This is a genomic window from Pedobacter sp. UBA4863 (genome assembly GCF_002399615.1).
GTDB lineage: Bacteria > Bacteroidota > Bacteroidia > Sphingobacteriales > Sphingobacteriaceae > Pedobacter.
Map to the genome: position 1 here is coordinate 42,007 of NZ_DHDZ01000026.1, position 23,050 is coordinate 65,056.

General features: G+C 39.0%; 14 protein-coding genes. 7 read left to right on the forward strand and 7 right to left on the reverse strand.

Annotated features, from left to right (window positions below):
* Positions 1–252: 252 nt before the first annotated feature.
* The 6 genes from tatC (at position 253) to B3I52_RS04435 (ending at position 7,671) form a co-directional block, all read left to right on the forward strand.
* On the forward strand, positions 253–1,137 hold the full coding sequence (tatC, locus tag B3I52_RS04410) for a twin-arginine translocase subunit TatC (RefSeq protein ID WP_293299235.1): 885 nt from the start codon (positions 253–255) through the stop codon (positions 1,135–1,137).
* A gap of 49 nt (positions 1,138–1,186) precedes the next feature.
* Positions 1,187–1,627 (forward strand): ribose 5-phosphate isomerase B, encoded by a 441-nt coding sequence (gene rpiB, locus B3I52_RS04415; protein WP_293299236.1) that lies wholly within the window; start codon positions 1,187–1,189, stop codon positions 1,625–1,627.
* A gap of 29 nt (positions 1,628–1,656) precedes the next feature.
* Positions 1,657–3,276 carry a M28 family peptidase gene (locus B3I52_RS04420; protein WP_293299237.1) on the forward strand — a complete coding sequence of 540 codons (1,620 nt, stop codon included), beginning with the start codon at positions 1,657–1,659 and terminating at the stop codon, positions 3,274–3,276.
* A 133-nt stretch (positions 3,277–3,409) separates the two neighbouring features.
* Positions 3,410–3,955: a hypothetical protein gene (locus B3I52_RS04425; protein ID WP_293299238.1), complete on the forward strand. Its 546-nt coding sequence runs from the start codon at positions 3,410–3,412 to the stop codon at positions 3,953–3,955.
* Positions 3,956–4,231: 276 nt separating this feature from the next.
* Positions 4,232–5,620 carry a LutB/LldF family L-lactate oxidation iron-sulfur protein gene (locus B3I52_RS04430; RefSeq protein ID WP_293299239.1) on the forward strand — a complete coding sequence of 463 codons (1,389 nt, stop codon included), beginning with the start codon at positions 4,232–4,234 and terminating at the stop codon, positions 5,618–5,620.
* 74 nt (positions 5,621–5,694) lie between these two features.
* On the forward strand, positions 5,695–7,671 hold the full coding sequence (locus B3I52_RS04435) for an alpha-ketoacid dehydrogenase subunit alpha/beta (protein ID WP_293299240.1): 1,977 nt from the start codon (positions 5,695–5,697) through the stop codon (positions 7,669–7,671).
* A 17-nt stretch (positions 7,672–7,688) separates the two neighbouring features.
* Here B3I52_RS04435 and B3I52_RS04440 read toward each other — a convergent pair whose 3' ends face one another.
* The 3 genes from B3I52_RS04440 to B3I52_RS04450 all read right to left on the reverse strand — a co-directional run bounded on the left by B3I52_RS04440 (position 7,689) and on the right by B3I52_RS04450 (position 10,743).
* On the reverse strand, positions 7,689–8,303 hold the full coding sequence (locus B3I52_RS04440) for a SprT-like domain-containing protein (protein ID WP_293299241.1): 615 nt from the start codon (positions 8,301–8,303) through the stop codon (positions 7,689–7,691).
* 90 nt (positions 8,304–8,393) lie between these two features.
* Positions 8,394–10,526, reverse strand: coding sequence for a ferrous iron transport protein B (feoB, locus tag B3I52_RS04445; protein ID WP_293299304.1), 2,133 nt, complete (start codon positions 10,524–10,526; stop codon positions 8,394–8,396).
* Between the two features lies 1 nt (position 10,527).
* Positions 10,528–10,743 (reverse strand): FeoA family protein, encoded by a 216-nt coding sequence (locus tag B3I52_RS04450; protein WP_293299242.1) that lies wholly within the window; start codon positions 10,741–10,743, stop codon positions 10,528–10,530.
* Between the two features lie 191 nt (positions 10,744–10,934).
* Here B3I52_RS04450 and B3I52_RS04455 point away from each other — a divergent pair, with 191 nt between their 5' ends.
* Positions 10,935–11,804, forward strand: coding sequence for a glycerophosphodiester phosphodiesterase (locus tag B3I52_RS04455; RefSeq protein ID WP_293299243.1), 870 nt, complete (start codon positions 10,935–10,937; stop codon positions 11,802–11,804).
* Between the two features lie 119 nt (positions 11,805–11,923).
* Here B3I52_RS04455 and B3I52_RS04460 read toward each other — a convergent pair whose 3' ends face one another.
* The 4 genes from B3I52_RS04460 to sprA form a co-directional block, all read right to left on the reverse strand.
* Entirely contained in the window at positions 11,924–14,692 is a 2,769-nt protein-coding gene (locus tag B3I52_RS04460; protein ID WP_293299244.1) for an outer membrane beta-barrel family protein, read from the reverse strand.
* Between the two features lie 270 nt (positions 14,693–14,962).
* Positions 14,963–15,367: a VanZ family protein gene (locus B3I52_RS04465; RefSeq protein WP_293299245.1), complete on the reverse strand. Its 405-nt coding sequence runs from the start codon at positions 15,365–15,367 to the stop codon at positions 14,963–14,965.
* 2 nt (positions 15,368–15,369) lie between these two features.
* Positions 15,370–15,750, reverse strand: a complete 381-nt coding sequence (gcvH, locus tag B3I52_RS04470; RefSeq protein WP_293299246.1) for a glycine cleavage system protein GcvH — start codon at positions 15,748–15,750, stop codon at positions 15,370–15,372.
* A gap of 167 nt (positions 15,751–15,917) precedes the next feature.
* Positions 15,918–23,042, reverse strand: a complete 7,125-nt coding sequence (gene sprA / locus B3I52_RS04475) for a cell surface protein SprA (protein WP_414691870.1) — start codon at positions 23,040–23,042, stop codon at positions 15,918–15,920.
* Between the last annotated feature and the right edge of the window lie 8 nt (positions 23,043–23,050).

Here is a 23,050-nt window from a genome sequence, read left to right on the forward strand (position 1 = left end):
CACCAAACCCAACCTGTAAAATATTAACATCATTTTTAAACAGTTTCTTAGTTTTTGGGCTAAATCCATTATTGATGCGTAATATTTCGTTTTAATTTTCATTAAAAACAACAAAAATCTGTGTATCTGTGGCTAAATGCACAACAGGTTTAAATAGTAAAACTTAGTCAAAAATCATTTTAAACAAGTTAATTGCACTATCCATACCGTTCTAATCAAATAGAATGGTATTTTTGTTTACATTTTATAACAATGAGTGATAATAAAGCCAAAGACCTAATCGATTCTTTAAAAAACAAAGGAAAAAACTTAGAGGCAGAAATGTCTTTCTTCGACCATTTAGACGTTTTGCGTAAGCACCTCTTACGTTCGTTATTGGTAATTACCATTTTAGTTTGTGCCGCTTTCTATTTTACCGATTTTATTTGGCATAGCGTAATTATGGCACCCAAAAATCCCGATTTTTGGACCTATCGCATGATGTGTAAATTGGTAGAGGCTTTCCCGTCTATTGGTAACGAATTTTGTATTACCAGCATAAAAGCAAAAATTATTAATACAGAAATGGCTGGCCAATTTACCTTACAAATGAATTCGTGTATCATGGCCGGAATTATTGTAGGTATTCCTTACATTTTGTTCGAAATTTGGTTGTTTATTAAACCTGCTTTATTGGAGCAAGAAAGAAAATCGGCAAGTGGCTTTGTGGCCTTTGCCTCCTTTTTATTTGCTTTGGGCCTATTATTTGGCTATTACCTGATTTGTCCGCTTTCTATTAATTTCCTTGTAAATTACACGGTTGACACCAGCATAGAAAATACCTTTACCATTTCTTCTTACCTATCAACGGTATTAACCTTAACCATTGGTTCTGGCATTATATTTCAATTGCCAGTAGTCATTTATATCTTATCTAAATTGGGTATCATGACACCAAAGTTTATGCGTTCTACCAGAAGATATGCCGCAGTATTAATTTTGGTGGTGGCTGCCGTGGTTACCCCTACGGCCGATCCATATACCATGTTAATTGTGGCTTTCCCACTTTTCTTGCTATACGAGTTGAGCATATTAATTTCGGCAAACATCGAAAGAAAAAAACAAAAGGCCGAACTAGCATTTTACGGCAAAAAATAAGCAACAAAATCTTTACTTTCAATATCTATAATTCTATATAAATTTGAACATGTCCACAGCAAATACGTTAAAAATAGCCATCGGTGCAGACCATGCCGGTTTTGAATACAAAGAGCTTTTAAAAGCTTTTTTAAGCAATTACCAACTCACAGATTTCGGCACAAGTTCGCTAGATTCTGTAGATTACCCAGATTTTGCCCACCCTGTAGCAAGTGCGGTAGAAAATAACGAAGCCGATTTCGGCATTCTCATTTGCGGCAGTGCACAAGGCGTTGCCATTACGGCAAATAAACACCAAGGGGTAAGAGCGGCAGTTACTTGGCTAACAGAAATCGCATCGCTGGCCAGACAACACAACAATGCCAATGTGATCTGCATTCCGGCTCGTTTTGTATCAGAAGATTTGGCCAAAGAAATGGTAACTACTTTTTTAACTACTCCGTTCGAAGGTGGAAGACACGCCAACAGGGTAAATAAAATTTCGTGCTAATACATTAAAACTTATTAACTAACATAAAAATGAATAAAAAATTTTTAGCCACTACGCTTGCGCTAGCGCTAAGTATTGGTGCAATGGCCCAAGATAAAAATGCCATTAAGTTTAGTGCCCCAATAAACAAAGAGAGCGCATTTAAACATTTATCTATCTTAGCATCAGACGAGTACGAAGGCCGCGAAACAGGCAAAAAAGGCGCTTGGATGGCTGCTGAATATATCAAAAAACAATTCCAGAGCTTTGGCTTGGTTGGTCCAGTTAAAGGCAGTAGCGACCCCTATTTACAACCAGTAGGTATTTCTTCAAAAACCGTATCTGGCGCTACTTTAACCGTGGCATCGCAGAGCAAAGAAAATTTAAAAGACTTTTATATCATGCCGCAAACTGTACCTGCAGCTGGGTTTAATGTAACCGCAGCTTCTGTAATTTTTGCAGGTTACGGCTTAAATAAAGAAGATTTTAATGAATACGCTGGAATGGACGTTGCAGGAAAAGTAGTCATGATTTTTGCAACTGGCGACCCTACCGCGAAAGCTCCAGCTACAACAACTGGCAGAAGAGGACAAAGCAGTGTAGGCAGTCAACAAGCGAAAATTAAGTACCTTTTAGACAACAAGGCTGCAGGCGTTTTGGTAATTAACCAAAATGCAGACAACATCAGCGCAGCGATGAAGTCATTTTTATCTAACGGTAGCACAGGTTTAAAAAGAGCAAACGCAGCTGTTAACACAGCGCAATTGCCTGTTGTAACCATAGGCACCGCAGTAGCCAACCAAATTTTAGCGGCTGCAACTACCAATTTAGATGAGATAAAGAAAAAAATTACCGAAACCTTAAAACCTGCTTCAGTAGTAATTAACGCACCAGTGTCTTTTTCGGCAAAACTAGAAGAAACCGACCTTAAAGCAGACAACGTTTTGGGCTTTTTAGAAGGCGCTGACCCTAAATTAAAGAACGAAGTTTTGGTAATTACTGGCCACTACGACCATATTGGTTTAGTAGATGATCCTAATGCAACAGATAAGGTAAACAACGGCGCAGACGATGATGGTTCTGGAACTACAGGCGTAATTATGTTAGCAGAAGCTTTTGCCAAAGCTAAAAAAGCTGGAAAAGGCCCTAAACGCAGTATTTTGTTCATGACCGTGGTAGGCGAAGAAAAAGGTTTGTGGGGCTCTGATTGGTATTCGGAACATCCGATCTTTCCATTAGAAAACACCATCGCTAATTTAAATATAGACATGATTGGCCGTGGCGACGATAGCCGTCCTGGAGATAACAACTTCGTTTACATTATTGGTTCTAACATGCTAAGCGACGATTTAGATAGAATTGGCAAAAAAGCAAATACCGATTATGTAAATATTGTTCTAGACGAAAAATACAACAACCGCACAGACCCTAATCGTTTCTACTACCGTTCGGACCACTACAACTTTGCTAAACACGGCATTCCAGTAATTTTTTACTTTAACGGTGTTCACAAAGATTACCATCAACCAGGAGACGAAGTGAGCAAAATAGACTTCCCTATGCTAACAAAAAGAGCACAGTTAGTTTATTACACTGCTTGGGAGTTGGCAAATGCAGCTCAACGCCCCGTAGTTAACAAAAACGAAGATGGTTCGTTAAAAACCAAATAAGCTAGTAAGCATACAAAAATCCCGTTAGACAACTAGCGGGATTTTTGTTTTTAGAAGAGTTAACGGTTTCCTTTTGTTGAGGCCTTCGAAATAAAAAACAAGTCTTATTGCATTAAAACCTACCTTTGCAGCAATGAAAAACAATGCCTATTTCAAATTCTTAACTACCGTTCTCTTATTAACCATCAGTTTTTTGGCAGCAGCCCAACAAAATTCGACTAATCAAAAGCTGCTTTCGCAAGAACCTTATTTCTTAAAAACCCGCTTAAAAGCTACCGACACACTTTTTCTTAAAGACATCGAAGTATTAAAGACCTTCGTAGCACTCGATAGTGTAGATATTGAGCTATTAAAACCCCAGATTCTCTATACGATACTTATCGAGAGCCATGTTGACACCATTGTTACCTATAAAAAATTAGTTGATGCCGTACAGGCCTTTAAACAAAACATTGGCTACGCTAAATTTAGAAAAGGAGTTTTGCTATACAAACAAATGGCAACCATTAGGGTAAACCCAGAAAACTGGCAAAACGATCAAGCTTTGTTTAGGAAATTAGGTTTTACCGAGGCCGATTTAGAAGATTTTTTATCGTTTATTTCTAAACCAGTGCATCGGAACCTGAACTACAAGGAAGCCTATTTGGCTTATATGAAAGAAATTGATAGTTTGCAGTAGTTTTAGGTAATTGAGCAAGGAATAAAGCGCAAAGACTTACGAAACTGTTGTTCTACATTTTGCAATATCGAACTTGCCTAAGAATTTGTAAGCTGTCTTATCATTCGTATCAAAAACAATATGATAGGGCTTCGGAGCTGCAAACTCCGAAAAGGGGCAAGAGCGATAATGGCCAGCTATTAAAATGAATACAACCTGTGGAAGATAAAACAATTCTATCAACAACATTACGTTAAATTTTAAAGCCCTAGCCTATTTCCCTATATTTGAAGACTTATGAACGTTGCCGAAGAATTTCTAGCAAAAGCTGACGAAAAGGCTTTCGATATTCCACATCGTAATATTATTAATCACAATATTGGCAAGTACAATGTTGCGGTAGAGCGTGGCCTGTCGAAATTTGAAAATTTAGAAGCATCGAAACGTAAGGCGCACGTTACCAAATGGCGTGTAATGGAAAATTTGGACAAACTTTTACCTGAGTTCGAATCGAATTTTCAGAAACGTGGCGGCAAAGTAATTTGGGCCAATGATGCTGCCGAAGCTCAGAAAGAAATTCTTCAGATTATTCAACGTGTACAGGGTAAAACGGTCATCAAATCTAAATCGATGACTACCGAAGAAATTCATTTGAATGAGTTTTTAGAAAAACACGACATTGAAAGTTTAGAAAGCGATTTGGGCGAATACATTGTGCAATTGTTGGGGCAAGCACCTTACCATATTGTTACGCCAGCCATGCACTTGAGCAAGGAAGATATTGCCAAGTTGTTTAATGAAAAGTTTGGAACACCAATAGACGCAACACCCGAACAATTAACACAAAAAGCTCGTGAATTGCTCCGCGATAAATATCTAAATGCGGATATTGGCATTACTGGCGGCAACTTTTTAATTGCTGATACAGGAAGCATGGCGCTAACTGAAAACGAAGGCAATGCAAGATTAACCACTACTTTTCCGAAAATACATATTGCTATTGTAGGTATCGAGAAATTAGTACCCTCTATTACCGATCTAGATTTATTTTGGCCTTTGCTTTCTAGTCATGGCACGGGACAAAACTTAACGGTTTACAATACCATTTTAAGCGGCCCACGCCAAGCGCATGAAACAGATGGCCCTGAAGAAATGTATGTGATTTTATTAGACAATGGCCGTACAAATCTATTGGCACAAAAAGAACAACGCCAAGCTTTATACTGCATTCGTTGTGGGGCTTGTTTAAATGCCTGCCCGGTATATAAAAACATTGGTGGACACACATATAACACCACATATAGTGGTCCAATTGGCTCTATTATTACCCCACATTTTAAAGGCATGAAAGAGTTTAAGCATTTAAGCTATGCCTCTAGTTTGTGTGGTAAGTGCTCTGAAGTATGCCCCGTTAAGATTGATATCCATAAAATGCTGCTACTTAACCGTAGAGATGCCGTAGTAGCGAACGAAAATACAACTACCGAAAACATTGGCTGGAAACTTTGGAAAAAGGGAATGAAACAACGCTCTTTCATGGATTTTTTCAGTGGAAAGACAAAAAATTTCTTCCTTAAAACTTTCTTTAAAAAAGGCTGGGGCAAATACCGTGAAATGCCCGAAGTAGCACCTAAATCTTTTGCTAAACGCTGGGACGAACATCAAAAAAAGAAAGAGATAGATTAGGGTTAAGAATTAGCACTTAGGAAATTAGTCTATGAAAATCGTAATTCATAAATCTAAATTCGTAAATTTCCCTCATGCAGTTCGACCGTAAGCAAAAAACCAATCCAGAGTTATTAGCTATTTACAAGCGTTTACTTTACCCTCGTTTGGTAGAAGAAAAAATGCTGATTTTGTTACGCCAAGGCAGAATTGGCAAATGGTTTTCGGGCATTGGCCAAGAGGCTATTGCTGTAGGCAGTACATTAGCCATGCAAAGCGATGAGTACATTTTACCTATGCATCGTAATTTGGGCGTTTTCACCTCTCGAGATATTCCTCTTAAAAAATTGATGGCGCAATGGCAAGGCAAAGTAACCGGCTTTACGAAAGGCAGAGACCGGTCTTTTCATTTCGGCACGCAAGAACACAAGATTATTGGCATGATTTCGCATCTGGGCCCACAAATGGCACTAGCAGATGGCATTGCTTTGGCAGATTTAATTGCAGAAAAACCCAAAGCAACCTTAGTTTTTACAGGCGAAGGCGCTACCAGCGAAGGCGATTTTCACGAAGCCATTAACGTGGCTGCTGTTTGGAATTTGCCTGTCATTTTCTTGATTGAAAACAACGGATATGGGCTTTCTACCCCAATTAATGAGCAGTTTAAGTGCAAGCATTTGGTAGATAGGGCCATTGGCTACGGCATTGAAGGTGTACAACTAGATGGCAACAACATCCTAGAGGTTTACGATCAGCTAAAAGAACTAGCGGAAGATGTCCGCAAAAACCCAAGACCTATCTTGGTAGAGTGTTTAACTTTCAGAATGCGTGGGCACGAGGAAGCTTCGGGCACTAAGTATGTACCTCAACATTTGTTTGATGAATGGGCACAGAAAGATCCAGTAAAGAATTTCGAAGATTTCCTATTGCATGAAGGCATTTTAACTGAAAGCACTATATCAGCGCTTAGAAACGACTTTAAAAAACAGATTGACGGTGAAGTTGAAGCAGCTTTTGCTGAGCCAGAACCACAAAGCAATATACAGCAAGAGCTTGCCGATATGTATTCCCCTCATCCATCCACAGCTGTTGCACCGCTTTTGCCTTCCACCGAAAAACGTTATCTAGACGCTATTACCGACGGTTTAAGAATCGCTATGCAGCGCCACAGTAATTTGGTATTAATGGGCCAAGATATTGCAGAATATGGTGGTGCCTTTAAAGTCACAGATGGTTTTGTTGCCGAATTTGGTAAAGCCAGAGTTCGCAACACACCTATTTGCGAATCGGCCATTGTTGGTGCTGGTTTAGGCTTATCTATTAATGGCTGTAAGGCTATGGTAGAAATGCAGTTTGCCGATTTTGTAAGCGTTGGCTTTAATCAAATTGTGAACAATCTAGCCAAAACACATTACCGTTGGGGCGAAAAAGCCGATGTAGTGGTGCGTATGCCAACAGGTGCTGGCACCGGCGCCGGACCTTTCCATTCGCAAAGCAACGAAGCTTGGTTTACCAAAACACCAGGCTTAAAAGTAGTTTACCCGGCTTTCCCATACGATGCGAAAGGCTTGTTATTGGCTGCCATTGAAGATCCTAATCCGGTGATTTACTTTGAGCACAAATATTTATATCGCAGTTTAACAGGTTTAGTTCCCGAAGGGTTTTACACCTTAGAAATTGGAAAGGCCAATGTATTACGGCATGGAATACAGCTCTGCATTATTACCTACGGTTTGGGCGTTCATTGGGCATTAGATTACCTCAACACACATCCAGAAATTGCGGCCACTTTAATAGATTTAGTGAGTTTACAACCATGGGATAAAGAAACGGTTGCAGCAGCGGTAAAAGCCACCGGAAAAGTATTAATCTTACACGAAGACACCCTTAGCAGTGGTTTTGGTGGCGAAATTTCTGCTTGGATTAACGAACATTGCTTTGAATATTTAGATGCGCCAGTAATGCGTTGTGCTAGCCTAGATACGGCCATACCGATGAGCAAGGTACTGGAAGATGATTTTTTAGCAAAAGCCCGATTGGGAGAAATGGTACAAAAATTATTATCGTACTAGCATTAATTAAGTCTTGTTTAGGGTGTATGAACCTCGGCCAATGGGTTAAACAGGTAAATCTTACCATTATCTAAACAAGTACAGCGATAACGTTTTCTCATGCGTTCTCCCTTTTGAAATTTACGTCCATCTTTTAAAGTAAAAATCGAATTGATAGGCAATTGTTCTACGTGGATCGTTTCTCCTTGCTGGTCGTATTTTTTCAGGGCCCTTGCCAAACGCAAATCGGTACAGCTAGAGGCCGCCGGATTATTCAAATAAGCAACAATACTTTGGTTCACCTCTGGCGGAAACACTTCCAAATCGAAAAAAGGCTTCATCATCTTTTTGAAGTTATTCTTCCATTCTGCACCATGTGGTTTCACCTTATTCTTATGGTCGTTCCAAGTAAGCAGGTGTGCAAACTCGTGTACCGTAGTTACCAAAAAAGCATAGGGGTTTAAATCGTTGTTCACCGATATTTTATGCCCACTTTCCTTAAATGGGTGTCGATAATCGCCTAGCTTTGTAGTTCTATTTTTTGAGATTTTAAATTCACATTGGAAATAGTCGATCCATTTGGCAATAATTGGCGCAGCCAAAGGAGGCATATATTGAGCTAAAACTTCTTTTTTATCCAATGGAGAAATCATGGTTAAATGTACGAATTAACCCCTAAATCGCCTAAAGGGGACTTTTGTATGGTGTATAACATCATAGTATCCATTAGCATAAAGTCACCGTTAGGGGTTTATAAGCTGATAAGCAATTAACGCCGCCACGTAAGCCATTACCGTCATGTAAACCAACTGTATAACCGGCCACTTCCATGATTTGGTTTCTCTGTAAACAATAGCAACCGTACTCATGCACTGCATGGCAAAGGCATAGAACAGCATCAGCGAAAATGCGGTGGCAATGGTAAATATTGGCAAGCCTGTTTTTGGGTCTTTAGCAGCGGCAATTTTATCTCTTAATCGAAGTTCGCCCGCCTCGCTATCTTCTGCACCTTCTACGCTGTAAATAGTTGCCATGGTTCCTACAAAAGCTTCGCGGGCCGCAAAAGAGGTAATTAATGCAATGCCAATTTTCCAATCGTAACCCAAAGGCTTAATGGCCGGTTCTATTACTTTCCCTACAATTCCTGCATAAGAATTTTCTAGCTTCTCTGCCGCCCTATCTCGCTCTAACGATGCCAATTGTACGCTATCTGTAGAGGTTGCTTCTATGTTATTGTATTTGGCATCTATGGCTTCGAAACGCTGGCTAGGCCCATAAGTGGACATCACCCATAAAATAATAGAGATGGCAATAATTACCTTACCGGCTTCTACCACAAACGCCTTAGACTTTTCGTACATGGTAAACAACACGTTTTTCCAGCGTGGCATACGATATACTGGCAATTCCATAATAAAGTACGAACGTTCTTTTGCTTTTAAGATAAATTTAAAAACCAATGCAACCAAAATAGCAGCGGCAATACTGATTAAATACATGCCCATTAATGCCAAGCCCTGCAGGTTTAAAATTCCCAAAACTTTTTCGTTGGGTACTACTAACGAAATAAGCAATGTATAAACTGGTAACCTGGCCGAGCAACTTATCAAGGGGGTAACCATGATGGTGATGATACGGTCTTTCCAATTTTCGATATTACGGGCACTCATAATAGAAGGCACCGCACAGGCAATACCGCCAATCATGGGCACTACAGATTTTCCACTCAACCCAAATTTACGCATCACCTTATCCATCATAAAGGTAACACGGGCCATGTAGCCTGTATCTTCTAAAATGGAAATTAATGCAAATAGGACAGCAATTTGCGGAATAAAAATAATGATACCGCCCAAACCTGCCACCACGCCATCCAACAACAAATCTGTAAGTACACCTGCCGGAAGGTATTCGTGTCCCCATTCGGTTAATGTTGCAAATCCACCTTCTATCATATCCATTGGCACCGACGACCAAGAGAAAATTGCGTTGAAGATGAAAAAAAGAATGAAGAAGAAAATAATGACCCCCCCAATTTTATGGGTTAAAACGGCATCTATCTTATCAGTAAGTATAAATTTTCTTTCTGCTCCAGTATCGGTTACTACATCATTTAATACTTTACTTAAATGTTTGTATCTGGCAACCGTTTCCTCGCCTTGCAGCTTTACTGTATCAAAACTATTGCTTACTTCAATTGTTTCTATTTCTTCCTGTTCCTTTGCAGTAAAGAAGGTTAAATGTTCGTGTTGATGAAGTATTTGCAGCGCATAATAATCGTTATCTACACCAATTTTTCGCTTAATTTCTTCGATTGCTTTTGGCGCAAAATCTTTAGTTTCGACACTGCTGTTTTGGGTAGCCACAGTAGTTGTTTGGGCTATTGCCTTTTTTAGTTGAGCTATACCTTCTTCTTTACGAGCCGATATACTTACCACTTGTACTCCCAAACGCTCTGCTAATTTATCAACGTCAATGCTAATCCCTTCTTTCTTTGCCATATCGGCCATGTTTAGCACTAATAGCATAGGCTTACCTAAATCTGCTACTTGCGAAAACAATAAAAGATTACGACGAAGGTTGGTAGAATCTGCTACCAAAACGATGATATCTGGATGGGCATTATTACGCTCGTCTGCTAAAACTTGAAAAACGATACGCTCATCTTTACTTTTTGGATAAAGACTATACGTACCTGGCAGATCTATTATTTCTGCCGTTTTGCCAGAGGGAAGCTTACAATATCCGGTTTTTTTATCTACAGTAATGCCCGGAAAATTTCCAATCTTTTGGTTTAGACCGGTTAAAAGGTTAAAAAGGGTAGATTTTCCGGTATTCGGATTACCAACTAATGCAACTTTTAAATCAGCCAAAATATTATTGAATTACAATTACCGCTGCCTCGCTTTTACGTAAACAAAGTTGATAGCCTGCTACGCGAATAGCAATGGGGCAACCAAGTGGTGCGCATCTTTCAATCTCTACTACTTCTCCTGGAAGACATCCCATCTCCATTAATTTTACCGACATCTCTGCATCTGTAAAAGAAACAATGGTAGCTTTTTGGCCAGGACTTAGTTGCGAAAGTTTCATACAAAAAATTTATTTGCGTGTGTAAAACACCTTTTTATAGTAGATTAAAACTCCCGCAAGTTAGTTTTTATTTATATCAAATCCAAATAAGGAAATGTAACAAAAAGGTAAAGAGATGTAGCGTACACAAGTCCAAAACTTGCCTAAACCACCATTTATACCTACTTTTACGTCTTTTTATCCAGGCACTTATGAATATTGTCCAAAAGCTATCGATCTCGTGTTTATTACTGTTTGCCATTTGCTGCTTAAGTTGTAAGAAGGACAAACTCGTTACCAATGTTAAATTTCTTGGGCATAAAGGAGCAGGAAGTAATTTTTTTAACGACGTGCACATGGAAAATACGATACCATCTTTTGCACAGGCCATAGAAACCCTCGATGGGGTAGAAACAGATGTTGCGATGAGTTTGGATGGCACCATTTGGATGTATCATAACCAAGATGTAAATGATTATGATTGCAATGAAGATCCTGAAAGATTTATTCCGGCAATGAACGATGAAGAACTAGAGCAGATAATGCTTTGCCACGAAACTAAGAAAGATAGGATATATAAGCTTTCAGAACTTGTAGCCTTTTGGGAAAGCAGGGGCAAAAATTTTTACATCTCATTAGATATTAAACCTACATTTCCATCTTGGGTGTTTGAGTTGGTTGGGGGGCGCTCTAGTTATTACGATAAGCTTGCAGCCAGCTTGGCCAATCTACCTAGCATGGCAGAGGGAACCGAAAAAATATTTCTAGAATTCGATAGCCCACGCTTTCTTTCGCAACTTAAACTGTATGAAAAAACTGAAAAAATGGTGAGGTACTATACTGGCGATGGCGACATGGAGGAGCATATTGCCACGGCCTTAGCCAGAGGTTATGATGGAGTAAGTGTAGAAGGTGTAAAAGCTACGGCAGAAGAAGTACAAAAAGCTAAGGCTGCCGGCTTAAAAGTTCAGCTTTGGACGCCCTATTTTAGGGATGAATTGCGGCCTGTGGTTGATAAAGATCCAGATTTTATACACACAGATAATATTCACGCTAAAAAAGCACTGAATATTGCTAACTAAAAAGAGCCCGATAAAATACCGGGCTCTTAATCGTAATTAATTTTTAAGGTTCGCCCAACTTTTGGGCTTCAGTCCAATATTGGTGAGCTCTTTTTAGTTTTAGTGAATGCAAAAACTGCCTACATTCCGTGTCCACCCATTCTGAAACTACCTGGGCCTCTCTGCCCTTGGGTTTGCATACCTGCAATAGTACTTAGCGAGTATGTAAATGAGAACATAAAATAACGTTTTAATACGTTAAAGTTTTGATCGGAAATTGTATTTGCTGTAGCGGTACGGGTAATACCAACATTTTGATCAAGTAAATCGTTTACCGACAGCTTAAATGTACCTTTATTTTTAAAGAATTGGCGACTGATATATGCGTTGACCACCATGTTTGAAGTGTTATAATCGCCTCTACCTGTATAGTTGTTATAGGTTAAGTCTGATTGTAAACGGATATTTCCTGGGAACATATAACTAATATCGATATTAGGAGAAAGCGTGTAATAATTGGTTTCGCTTAGCTGTGTATTGGTGTAATTTGCCCTATCCCATCTACCAGAAACACCTGCAATTAAATCAAACTTATCAATATTGCTCACTAATTTATAACCGTTAGATATACCTAGGTTTTTGGTTACCATTTCTGCTCCGGTTGAGGAGATGTTGGTTGTTTGTCCGTTAGATATACCTCCGTTAATTTGTAAGTTTAACTTATTGCCCTTTATAATTGGCAAGCCTAAACTACCAAATATATTGGCATTGTAGTTACCATCAACGTTTATGTATTTATTTTCTATTTTTCCCGTACTTAACACATTTTGTGTAATACCAAAGTCGTTAAAAGTTTGGGTAATAAAAGCACCTAAAAACAAAGTACGATAACTTGCAAAATCAAAGTTATTATAGAATATTCTGAAATTATTAGCAAACGAAGGCTTTAAGTTAGGGTTACCAGTGGTAATGCTCAAGTTGTTGGTATTGTCTATTACCGGCTGAATTTGATCTATACTTGGTTGGTTGGTACGTCCGTTATATTCGAATCTTAAACGTTTATTGTTACTAAAAGTATATCTAAACTGTGCCGAAGGTGTGATGTTAATGAAATCTTGTTTAAACAACAGGCCAGTAGTTAAATTATCGTTTTTACGATTGGTTTGCTGTGCTGCTACTCCTACGTTCCAGTTGTATTTTTTCTGGGTTTTGCTTAAGCTTAAACCTAGCGCATTTGTCCAAGTGATGTTTTCAAATTCATTAGTAAAATCTACATTTACCAAATCGTACAATTGTGTAGCGTTGTTAAAATCGTAAACGTTACGTGCCCTATTGTCGTGTGCGTAGGTGTTTTGGTAGTTAAATTCTATGTTTAGGGTTTTAGAAAGCGGCTCTGTATATACTAACCTGGCAGTATTGTTAAATGAGTTAACTTTATTATCGTTTAACTGATTTAGTGCTGTTGTGGTTATAGCACCCAATTGGGTAGTTCTAGTTTCTGGGTTCTTATTAAAAATATTTTCTTCGTTATTGTTGATGTTGGTATTCACATTTAAAGATAACGTACGTCCTCTGCGCAAAAACTTCCTTCTAATTAGCAAATTATTGTTGATTGAAGGCGAAGCAGCACCTGTAATTAAGCTTTGAGAACCCACGGTATTGCCTGCTGTATTATTTCTAATGTAGTTTGTTAAGCTATTTGCATCGTTTTCGGTATAGGAGATATTTGGCTGTATCCTGATAGAAGTTGCAGAATCTAACTTGGTATCTACCATAAAATTTAAACGGTGGTTTAAACGCTCGGTAGTGCTTTCTAAGTTGCTGTTATTGGTAATCACATTGTTGCCAATAAAGTTTTGTGAATTTGAAATATTGGTATTATACAATGATGTTTTATTAAAGAAATAACTGGCATTGAACTGTGTACCGTCATCGTAAGTGTCGCCAAAATTAATTCCCGCAGCATTGGTGGTTGTAATGCCCGATTGTTGACCGCCGCCACCGCCAAACATCATACCACGTCCTCTTCCACCGCCAATACCGCCACCAAAGTTTTGTTTGTTTACGTTATTAAATTGCCCAATTAAAGACAATTGTTGTGCATTATCAAAACGGTTTACGTTAAGGTTTACATCGTACCTATCGTTAGTTCCATAACCTAGGGTACTGTTACCTACATAACCTTTATTTTTAACGCCATTTTTGGTTACAATGTTCAATATTTTTTCACGGTTACCATCGTCAACGCCAGAAAATTTAGATTGCTCAGACATGTCGTCTATAATCTGGATTTTATCTACCATATCGGCAGGGAGGTTTCTGGTGGCCAAAAGCGGATCGTTGCCCATAAAATCCTTACCATCAACACGTACGCGTTTAATGGTTTCGCCTTGTGTTGTTACGGTTCCATCTTTAGAAACATCAACTCCGGGCACTTTTTTCAACAAATCTTCAACTACTGCATTTTCTTTAACCTTTAGGGTAGATGCACTAATTTCTAAAGTATCTTTCTTCACTACAACAGGAGGTGTTTCGCCCTTAATCTCTATTCCTTTTAAAGTTACCCCTGTATCTTCCATTAGCAGTTCTCCAAAGTTAATACTCGGCTTACCTGCGGTAAGTTCAAATTCTCTGTTAATGGTTTTTAAACCTAGGTAAACTACATACAGTTTATATTTGCCTGCCGCAATATTGTTAATAGCAAATGTGCCATTTGCGTTACTCGAAACTGCACCTACCACAGTAGAGTCGGCGCTCATTTTTTTAATAGCTATAGAGGCATAGTCTATTGGTTTTTTATCTTTTTGGTTGAGCACTTTTCCGCTCACAGTTCCCTGAGCTTGTGCAAAAGCAATGTTGACTAGCAAAAGCGTAGTCACAAATAGCAATCTTTGTAAATGTTTGTTCATTTTTATATTTAAAAAATTATTTTTTGAGATCATCTAGTCAGACTTATAAAAGCCACAAAAGTTTGTTAATAAATGTTAAAAGTGTAGTAACATTTTAAATACAACTAACTTTGTCGTTACAAACGTTGAAAACAAGAATTTAAGAATTTAATGATGAGGCGCATTTATGGGCTCTAGCTATGAAAATAAGACGCTTTTGGACATTTACAGCTAGGTTTAAAAATGCTGCAAGATGCCAGTAACAAAACCAGAAAAAAAATTAAAATTAGTTTAAACCTTTTCTTCATTGTAGTTTGACAAGTGTAAAAGCACGTAACTAAACACCCCCATAAAGCAACCCATCATATCACAGCCAAAATCCCACCATTCGGCAGAGCGATAGGTAAACACCTTCCATTGTAGCAGTTCTATGCCTCCGCCCAGGAGTACTGAAATAATAATGATCTTAAAAATAGTGAGCGAGCGAAAACTGTAGTTGTGCTGATATTTTATTTTTCCGTAGAACAATAGAATAGTAAGCACATAGAAGAAACCTAAGTGGGCTAATTTATCGAAACCCGTAAAGAAGAAACTATTATCACCGCTGCTAGATAAATCAATATTACAAAGCACTAAAATAATTACTGTCCATAGTATGGCCCAGCGTTGGTACTTTAGTGCTTTGATAGCGGCCATGCTTATGCGCCTACTAAAGCTTTATATTCATCTGCGCTTAACAATCCGTCAACGTCGGCTACGTTTGCCAAAGCAACTTTAACCATCCAACCTTGACCATACGGATCACTATTTACCAACTCAGGGTTATCGTTTAGGGCTGCATTAACTTCGTTTATTGTGCCTGTAACTGGCATATAAAGATCAGAAACTGTTTTAACAGCTTCTACACTACCAAATACTTCGTCTGCGGCAACTTCGGCACCAACGGTATTGATATCTACATAAACAATATCTCCCAATTCTCTTTGTGCAAAATCAGTAATGCCAATAGTAGCTTCATTTCCTGATACCGATATCCATTCGTGATCTTTGGTGTATTTTAACTCTGATGGAAAGTTCATTTTTATCTAATTAAGTTTTTTGTAATTGTTTGCACAAAGTTAATGATTTTATACAATTGCCATCTACTTATTTAAAACTCTATTAACAAGCTTCCTATTGCGCAAACATCACCGCTTACACGAAGGCAATTTATCACTACTTTAAAATTAAAAAACAACCCTTACGTTTAATTTAACGTTACCCTTAAGCTAAAGCCAAAGTTGCTGAAGGAGGTGTTAAATGATTGCGATGTATAAGGCTTGGTAATATTAGAATCGTAAAACAAGCGTACGTTAAAGCGTTGGTTTAACACATAATCTACGCTTGGGCGCAAAGTTATATTTTTTGCTCCCGACGAAACTTCTGCTTCGACAATGTCTGCCCTGTAAATTACTGTTTTGTTATCCCTAACAGATACATCTAGCTTAAAGTCCATGTTGTTATCCATCTTAAGATCTTTAAACAAGCCAAAAGGAAACCTAAACTTGGTAGTACGATAACCCAAACCAAATACCACATTGTTTTCGGAAAGATGCGCCAACTGACTGTTTGCCAAACTTAAGCCCAACAACCTCGTTTTATTAATTTCGAAATTAAGGGTCATGTTGTTTTTAAGCCGTGTATCTACCCCTACCAAAGGTGCAAATTGTTCTGAAATACTCACTTGTGCAAATTGGTACATTGGCAAGAAATTACCATTTACGTCGGTACTGCTCACAGAACCCGCTGTTTCCTCGTATTTTAATAGACTATTAAAACCATTGATACTGTAAGTAGAACGGTAGCCATGCCTGATGCTCAGTTCAGAAAACCGATCTGCAATGAAAGGATATTTGGTTAAGCCCGAATACGTTAACCTCCAGTTTGGCAACGGAATTTTAGGCAAACTATTTAAGCTCGATGAGTTTGCATCTTTACCAGTATATGCCGCTATAAATGCCAGCACCACAACATCTTGCGAACTTTTATCGTAACCTAGTGCATAACCATTTACCACACCGCTAGAATTAGGGTTTTGTGCGCCCAAACGACGGGAAATTACCGATCTATTGTTCATAAATTCATTAAAAACACCCGACAAAGTACTGCCACTTTTGTCTTTAAATGCGGTACCAAAAGTAATGGTAGAAACGTTATAATCTCCAGTAGTATTGGGGCTCATATTAACAAAACCATTGCTAGGCGTATCGTATTTAAAATTAGTAGAATAATTTAAAGTGCGGTTTTTAGAGGCGGTAAGCGTTACCTTTAAATCTCTTATAGGCTCTATGCTACTCGTTAACTGAAAATCTTCGCGTAGCGTATTTACATAGAGTTGCATTTGCTGTTCATCGGTTGTTATCCAGCCATTGTTTAAGGCCATTAATCTAATATCTCTTTGGCTGCCAAACACAAAACCAAGGCCCGGTGCACCAGCATCGTCTAAACCAAAAAACTTGGTTTTAGGTAAATAGCCCGGCAAGAAAGTGCCTTTAGTTTGGGTATAGGCAACATTCACATTCTTTATACTGGTTAGCAAGCCCAACATAAAATTAGAAAACTTAAATGTGGTATCCCTATTGTTTAATGTGCGCCTAATAAACCCAAACTTGTTGTATAACGAAGTGATATTTAAAGTTGGGTTTACCTGTATGGTACGAGAGTTTTGAATGGTATTCCCCAAATCTATAGCAGGATCATTTAAGGTAGCCAAAGCTTCGGTTTGCCAAGTAAAAGTAGTACCGTAAGTGGTAGCTAGTGTTACCCAATCCATACCCGGAATTTTAGCAATTGGCCAGTTATATCTCATGTTTAGGGCGTGATTATAGTCGGTGGTACGGCCTAAATTCTTAAGATTGTTCCACAAGGTATCTTTTTTCAATCCATTGATACGACCATCTGGTTCGTCGATAATAGAATAGTTCGTCGCATCGAAATCTAAGCTAAGCGATTTGGTTAAATCCCATGCAATACCGTAAACCCTCGTCATTAAAAAGTTTTTATTGAAAGTAGTATTAATAGTAGTATTAATAGGGATATAGGTATTTGGGTCGTTATTTCGCAAGGTATTTTCCGAGTAGAAACGATCCATATCAACCCTAAAATTGATTGCATTAGGTAGCAGAGAAAAGTTAAAATCTTTTAATAGCTTCAGTGTATTTGATTTAATCAATTTATCAAACGGCTGATAGCTTTTAGAATTATAGCTATAGTTGTAAGCCAACGATGCTTTATAGGTATTTTGAATAGTGGTTTCGTTAATAAAATCGCGGTGCGACAACTTGCTCTGCGCATACGATACATTAAAGTTTTCTATATCCCACAACCTTACCTTTGCATCTTCTTTTATGCGGTCTTTACGCACATTGGTAAAGGCCAAGCTACTTCTGGTGGTGTAGTCTTGTGCAAAGTTTAATATCTCGTCTTTTTGCTGCTTTGTAGCATTATCTAATGCTTTAGAAAGTTCAATATCTGGCGTTCTTGGGTCGAATTGTGGAGTAGCCACTTGTTTAGAATAGCTCACGAACATTGGAATTTTAACTCCGCTTTTTTGAGGCAGAAACTTGCCCAGCTCCATGTTCGACGAAATATCGAAGGCTATGTTTTCTGCCCTGTTACGATCGCTCACTTTGCTGTCTATAGATCCAAAACCGATGGTAGCTTTTGTTCCCGAAACGTTTACATCGGCAAAATCGGCCAGTTTTGCACTCATGCGTGCCGTTGCCGCCCAACCACCACGTTCATCAAATTCTGTTAAGCGTAGTTCGTTAAACCAAACTTGCGCATATTTGGCAAGGCCATCATCGGTTGGCAAGGCATCTGGTGCACCTTTCCAAGGGTTTTTTAAGCCTAACATATACACCCTTATTTTGCTCATATCGGGCTGGCCCTTTACAATAATGGTATTTACGCCATCGCTATATTTATAAGGTACATTAACTGGCCATCCAGAATTATTACGTGCAATCTTAGCTTTTTGAAATAATGCTAACTCTATATCTATTTTATTTTCCTCTGGCCAAATGGCATAAGCATCACTGGTGCCTGGATTGGTTACTTTTAACGGTTTATTGTACTCGTAATAGTTATCGTCGTTATCTGTACCTATCCTTAAAAATGCGTTAAGGTCATTATTTTCTAGCTGATGAATGCCATCAGCTTCTAGGTGAACGTACATTTCCAATCTTTTGTACGATCTAAAATCATTTATGCCTGTTTTAAAAGTTGCCCTACCGTAACCATCTTTCAAGTCTTTTACAATTAACGAAAGCGATTGTTCGTTTTGGCGGGTATCGCCACGATAATTGCTAAAATCTCTTTCTCTTTCTATACCGGGTGGCACTACATAAGGAATAGGTAGCCGTTTACCATTTTCTTCGATGTTTACCGTTCCCAGTTCTAAGACAGAGTTATCTGCGCTTGGGGTTAAGCCCAAGCCCGGATCGGCAATAACTTTATTGCTCTCGTTCTTAGCATTGTATTGTCTCCACTCGCCACGTACAAACTGAATTTTTGCAAACCTTAACACGGTGGTATCCGCAAAATCGGTCATGAACATTCTTACAAAACGGATAGACTTAAAGTCTTGAATTGAACCGTTGCGGCTTTCGTACTGCGCCAACGGTACTCTAATTTGGTACCAAGTAGCATTTTGCGTTTGTCCGTTGGCCAACTTTACAGCAGAAACTACCTTATCGGTAACAAAGCCCTGTCCTACCTGTAGATCGCCCGGGCGGATAGATATTTTATACTGAAAATACTCATCAGACTGGGTCATGTTGTTATCACGATTGATATCCTCGCCATCTGGCAAAGCAGTAGCGGCAGAGTTTTCTAGTCCCAGTTCTTCTTTTGATTGTTGCGAAGTTTTAGAGTTACCTTCTAAGCCGTTAAAATTCATGTAACGTTTTAGGATGCCTGCATTTTCCTGATCTAGCTTATCGCCTCTAAAATAGGCATAATCGTCTGAGGAAGGATCGTTATCTATTGCTGCTGCCGCATCTGGGTTTAAGAGCGCTTTAATCTGGTTAATTTCTGCTTGAAACTTAATTTTCTCATTCGCATTTGATAAGCCATCTAAACCTACGTCTTGTGCCTTACGTACATTGGGGTCGTTATCAAAAACCTGCACTACTGGTTGCAATTTGGCCACTCTGCCCCAAGCGGTAGTATCATATTTATTAGGATCATCATCGGCCGGCAAACCATTTTCAATAGATTTACGCCCATCTTTCAAAATATCTTCAGAAATGTTGCCCAGGTTAAAGTACAAATCTCCGCCCTGCGAACCTGGTTTGTACATGAAGGGGTCTAACACCCAAAGCTCTATATATTCGATATTTTGTGCTTCAAAATCGTTAACATCTACCCTGCGCATTAAGCCTCCCCATCTGCTTTTTGGATTTTGCAGCGTTCCGTTAGGGTTAAGCCCGGCTGAGGTAAAATTGTAAGGCCCCCTTAAAGTAGGGTAATAAGCCAAATCTAAAGTTTGCAGTGTAATTGCTTGCCCGGTACTAATTTGTTTAAATGGAAAAACTTCGGTTTCTAAAATTTCTCTCACATAGTGATTAGAAAGTTCGTTCTTGTTGTTTTTCAAATTGGCCGGCATTTGTCCGCTACCACCCCTATTATAGAAAATAGGATCGATATTGTAGAAAGCTATTTTGGCCCGGTTAAAGCCATAGCGCAAATCATCACTAAATTGCCATTCGGGAAACATTTGTGGCGTACCCGAAATTTGCCACGCCATTGCACTTTTTAAATCTATTACCGAACGCGAAGATTCAAAATCATCGATATAACTGCTACCACCTTTGCTGCCGCCCATATTTAATGCCGAAGGATGGCCGGGAATAAGTTGCGCAAACTCGCCGTAAAAGGCAATGTTAGACTTTTCTTTGGTAGAAATAAAAGGTATTTTATCGACCAATTTTGTTAAAAACCTTGATGGAGAGGTATAGTTTACATCCATGCCCCAAATAGAGTTAGATATAGGTTCTTCTCCAAAATTTACTTTTGGGGTAATTGGGCGTTCGGTAAGGTTCATAAATGTACCACCAATGTTTAGCTTGTTATTTACGCGATAATCTCCACGAACCCCAAATAACGAACGTTGCTGTAAACCAAAAAGCTCATTATTTTCTGTAGAAATACGGATAGACTGCCCCGAACTTAACAATGCGGTGTTCAGTATCTTTACACGGCCGCTCATGTAATCTACCGTATAATCGTTACCTTCTACCAAAGGAATGCTCCCCATAAATACTTTCACCGAACCTTCGGGTACGTTTATGGCATTTAAGCTAAACTCCGAAGAAACTTCTGATTGGTAGTTTCCTTTTATGATGTACCTATCTTTACCCGGAAAGTTCTGCTGTGCAACGGCTTTGGTAGCGCTATACAACTGCGGGTAGGTATATTTATCAACTAAATTTGTTTCTGTTGCGGTAAATTGCTTTGCCAAGGCACTGCCAAAAGGCTCTACCACTGGAAAAATGATACGTCCGTTTTGCGGATCGATAGTGATATAGCCGCTGATGGAGTTGCTTAGCGAGGTAGCCGAGGCCCCAGCGCCAAAACCCGAACCACTGGCGCCGCTATTGCTTTGCGAAGAGGCAAAAGGGCTATTTTGAGCTTCGAAATCGAACACACCATCAGGCTTAGCTTCTTTTTGAGGGTTTAACCGATCTAAACCTACTGCGTTAATCCATATTTTATTTTGAGTGTTTAGCCCCTCTGTAATTACGGCCCTTTCTACACCCGAAGCTTCATCTAACCTAAAAATATCGAGCTTAAAGTTTTGGTTGCTAATTTGGTACCCTCCGATGTTGTAAATGTTTTTCATCATCAAATCCCAAATAGGCAGCTCTGGCTTAGTGGTTTCGTTTTTCAATAACTTTGTATAAAGTACGTTTGGTGTACTTTGGTCAAAAGGCACATCTGTAGAGAACTCTCCAACTTGGTACTCTTTGCCATTTTCGGTATAACGATACGCTACGGCCAACAGCTCATCGGTGTTTAGCTGTACATTTAAAGAGATGTAGCCCAATTGCGGGTGCATGGTAAATTCCCTATCGGTAAGTTTACGGGCATAAGTAATTTTGGCAAAGTTATCTGTAGCACCATTATTCTGAAAAAACTGTAAAATGGCATTGCTATTAGCTTGTCTAGCTCCTGGTTGAGCATTAATTAAATCGAGTAAATTATTAGAGCGTTCTGGAAAACTTGTACTAAAAAAAGCTGCGGGTTGTGGTGTTCCACCGCCAGTAATCTGTCCACCAGTTGCCGTAGTATTATATGGTGTACTTTCGGCCAAATCCATAAAGCCAACCACATCTCTAGAATCGGTGGTATTGCCTGTTTTATTGGTTACCCAAACCTCTATTTTGGTAATGTTTACGCCCGATAAAATGGTAGGCGGCTTGCTTAATGCCGCATCGTATTTATTTCTAAAGTATTGTGCTAAAAAGTAGTGCTTATTGGCTTCGTACTCGCTACCGCTAATACGATAATCGTTTTGTTGGGCACCGTTATTAATTTCTATCTGTTTAGATTGCGATTTTTGTTGTGTAAAAACGGTGGTTAATCCCAATTTACCAAACTGTAACTGTGTTTTAATACCGAATAGGGCTTGGGTACCGGTAATTAACGAGGTATTTAAAGGTAAGCTTACGTTACCTGCTTCAATTTTCTTGATAATATCGTCGGGGCCGCCTGTATAATCTAGCTTAATTTGGTTTTCAAAATCGAACTGCGCTTCGGTATTGTAGTTCATTTTGATTTTCATCTTGGTACCGATGTTGCCCACTACGTCCATTTGGATACGTTGTGTAAAATCAAAATTGCTCTGCACCCTTTGGCGCTCGTTAAACAATGGGTTTTGGTTTTTATTTACACGGCCTAAAAAAGTAAGTTCGGCCTCGCCGCTTGGCTGTATATCTATGGTAGTACCGCCAAAAATCTTTTCGAAAACACGGCTGTTTATTTTAACTTCGGGAATAATGCCCGTTTTACGGATATCATCTACTTCTTGGTTAGAAAACAAACGCCAATTTTCGCGTTTAATATCGCTGTTAACCAACCTAAGGTATTGCTCTACCGTAAGGTATTGCGCTGGCGAGTAAAGCTTGTCGCCAATGCGTTCGCTAATGATATAACGGTTGTGGGGAGCATCGTACTCAACTTCTCTTTTAATGTTCTCTGGCAGCTTAAAAAACGGATTGCTATAGTTGCGCAAGCCCATCCATTGTTTTTCGCGTACATTAAAAGTGTTTTGGGCAGAGTCTATCCTAGATCTCGTAGGGTTTACCTGCGAAAATGAACTATTGGCCATACACAGGC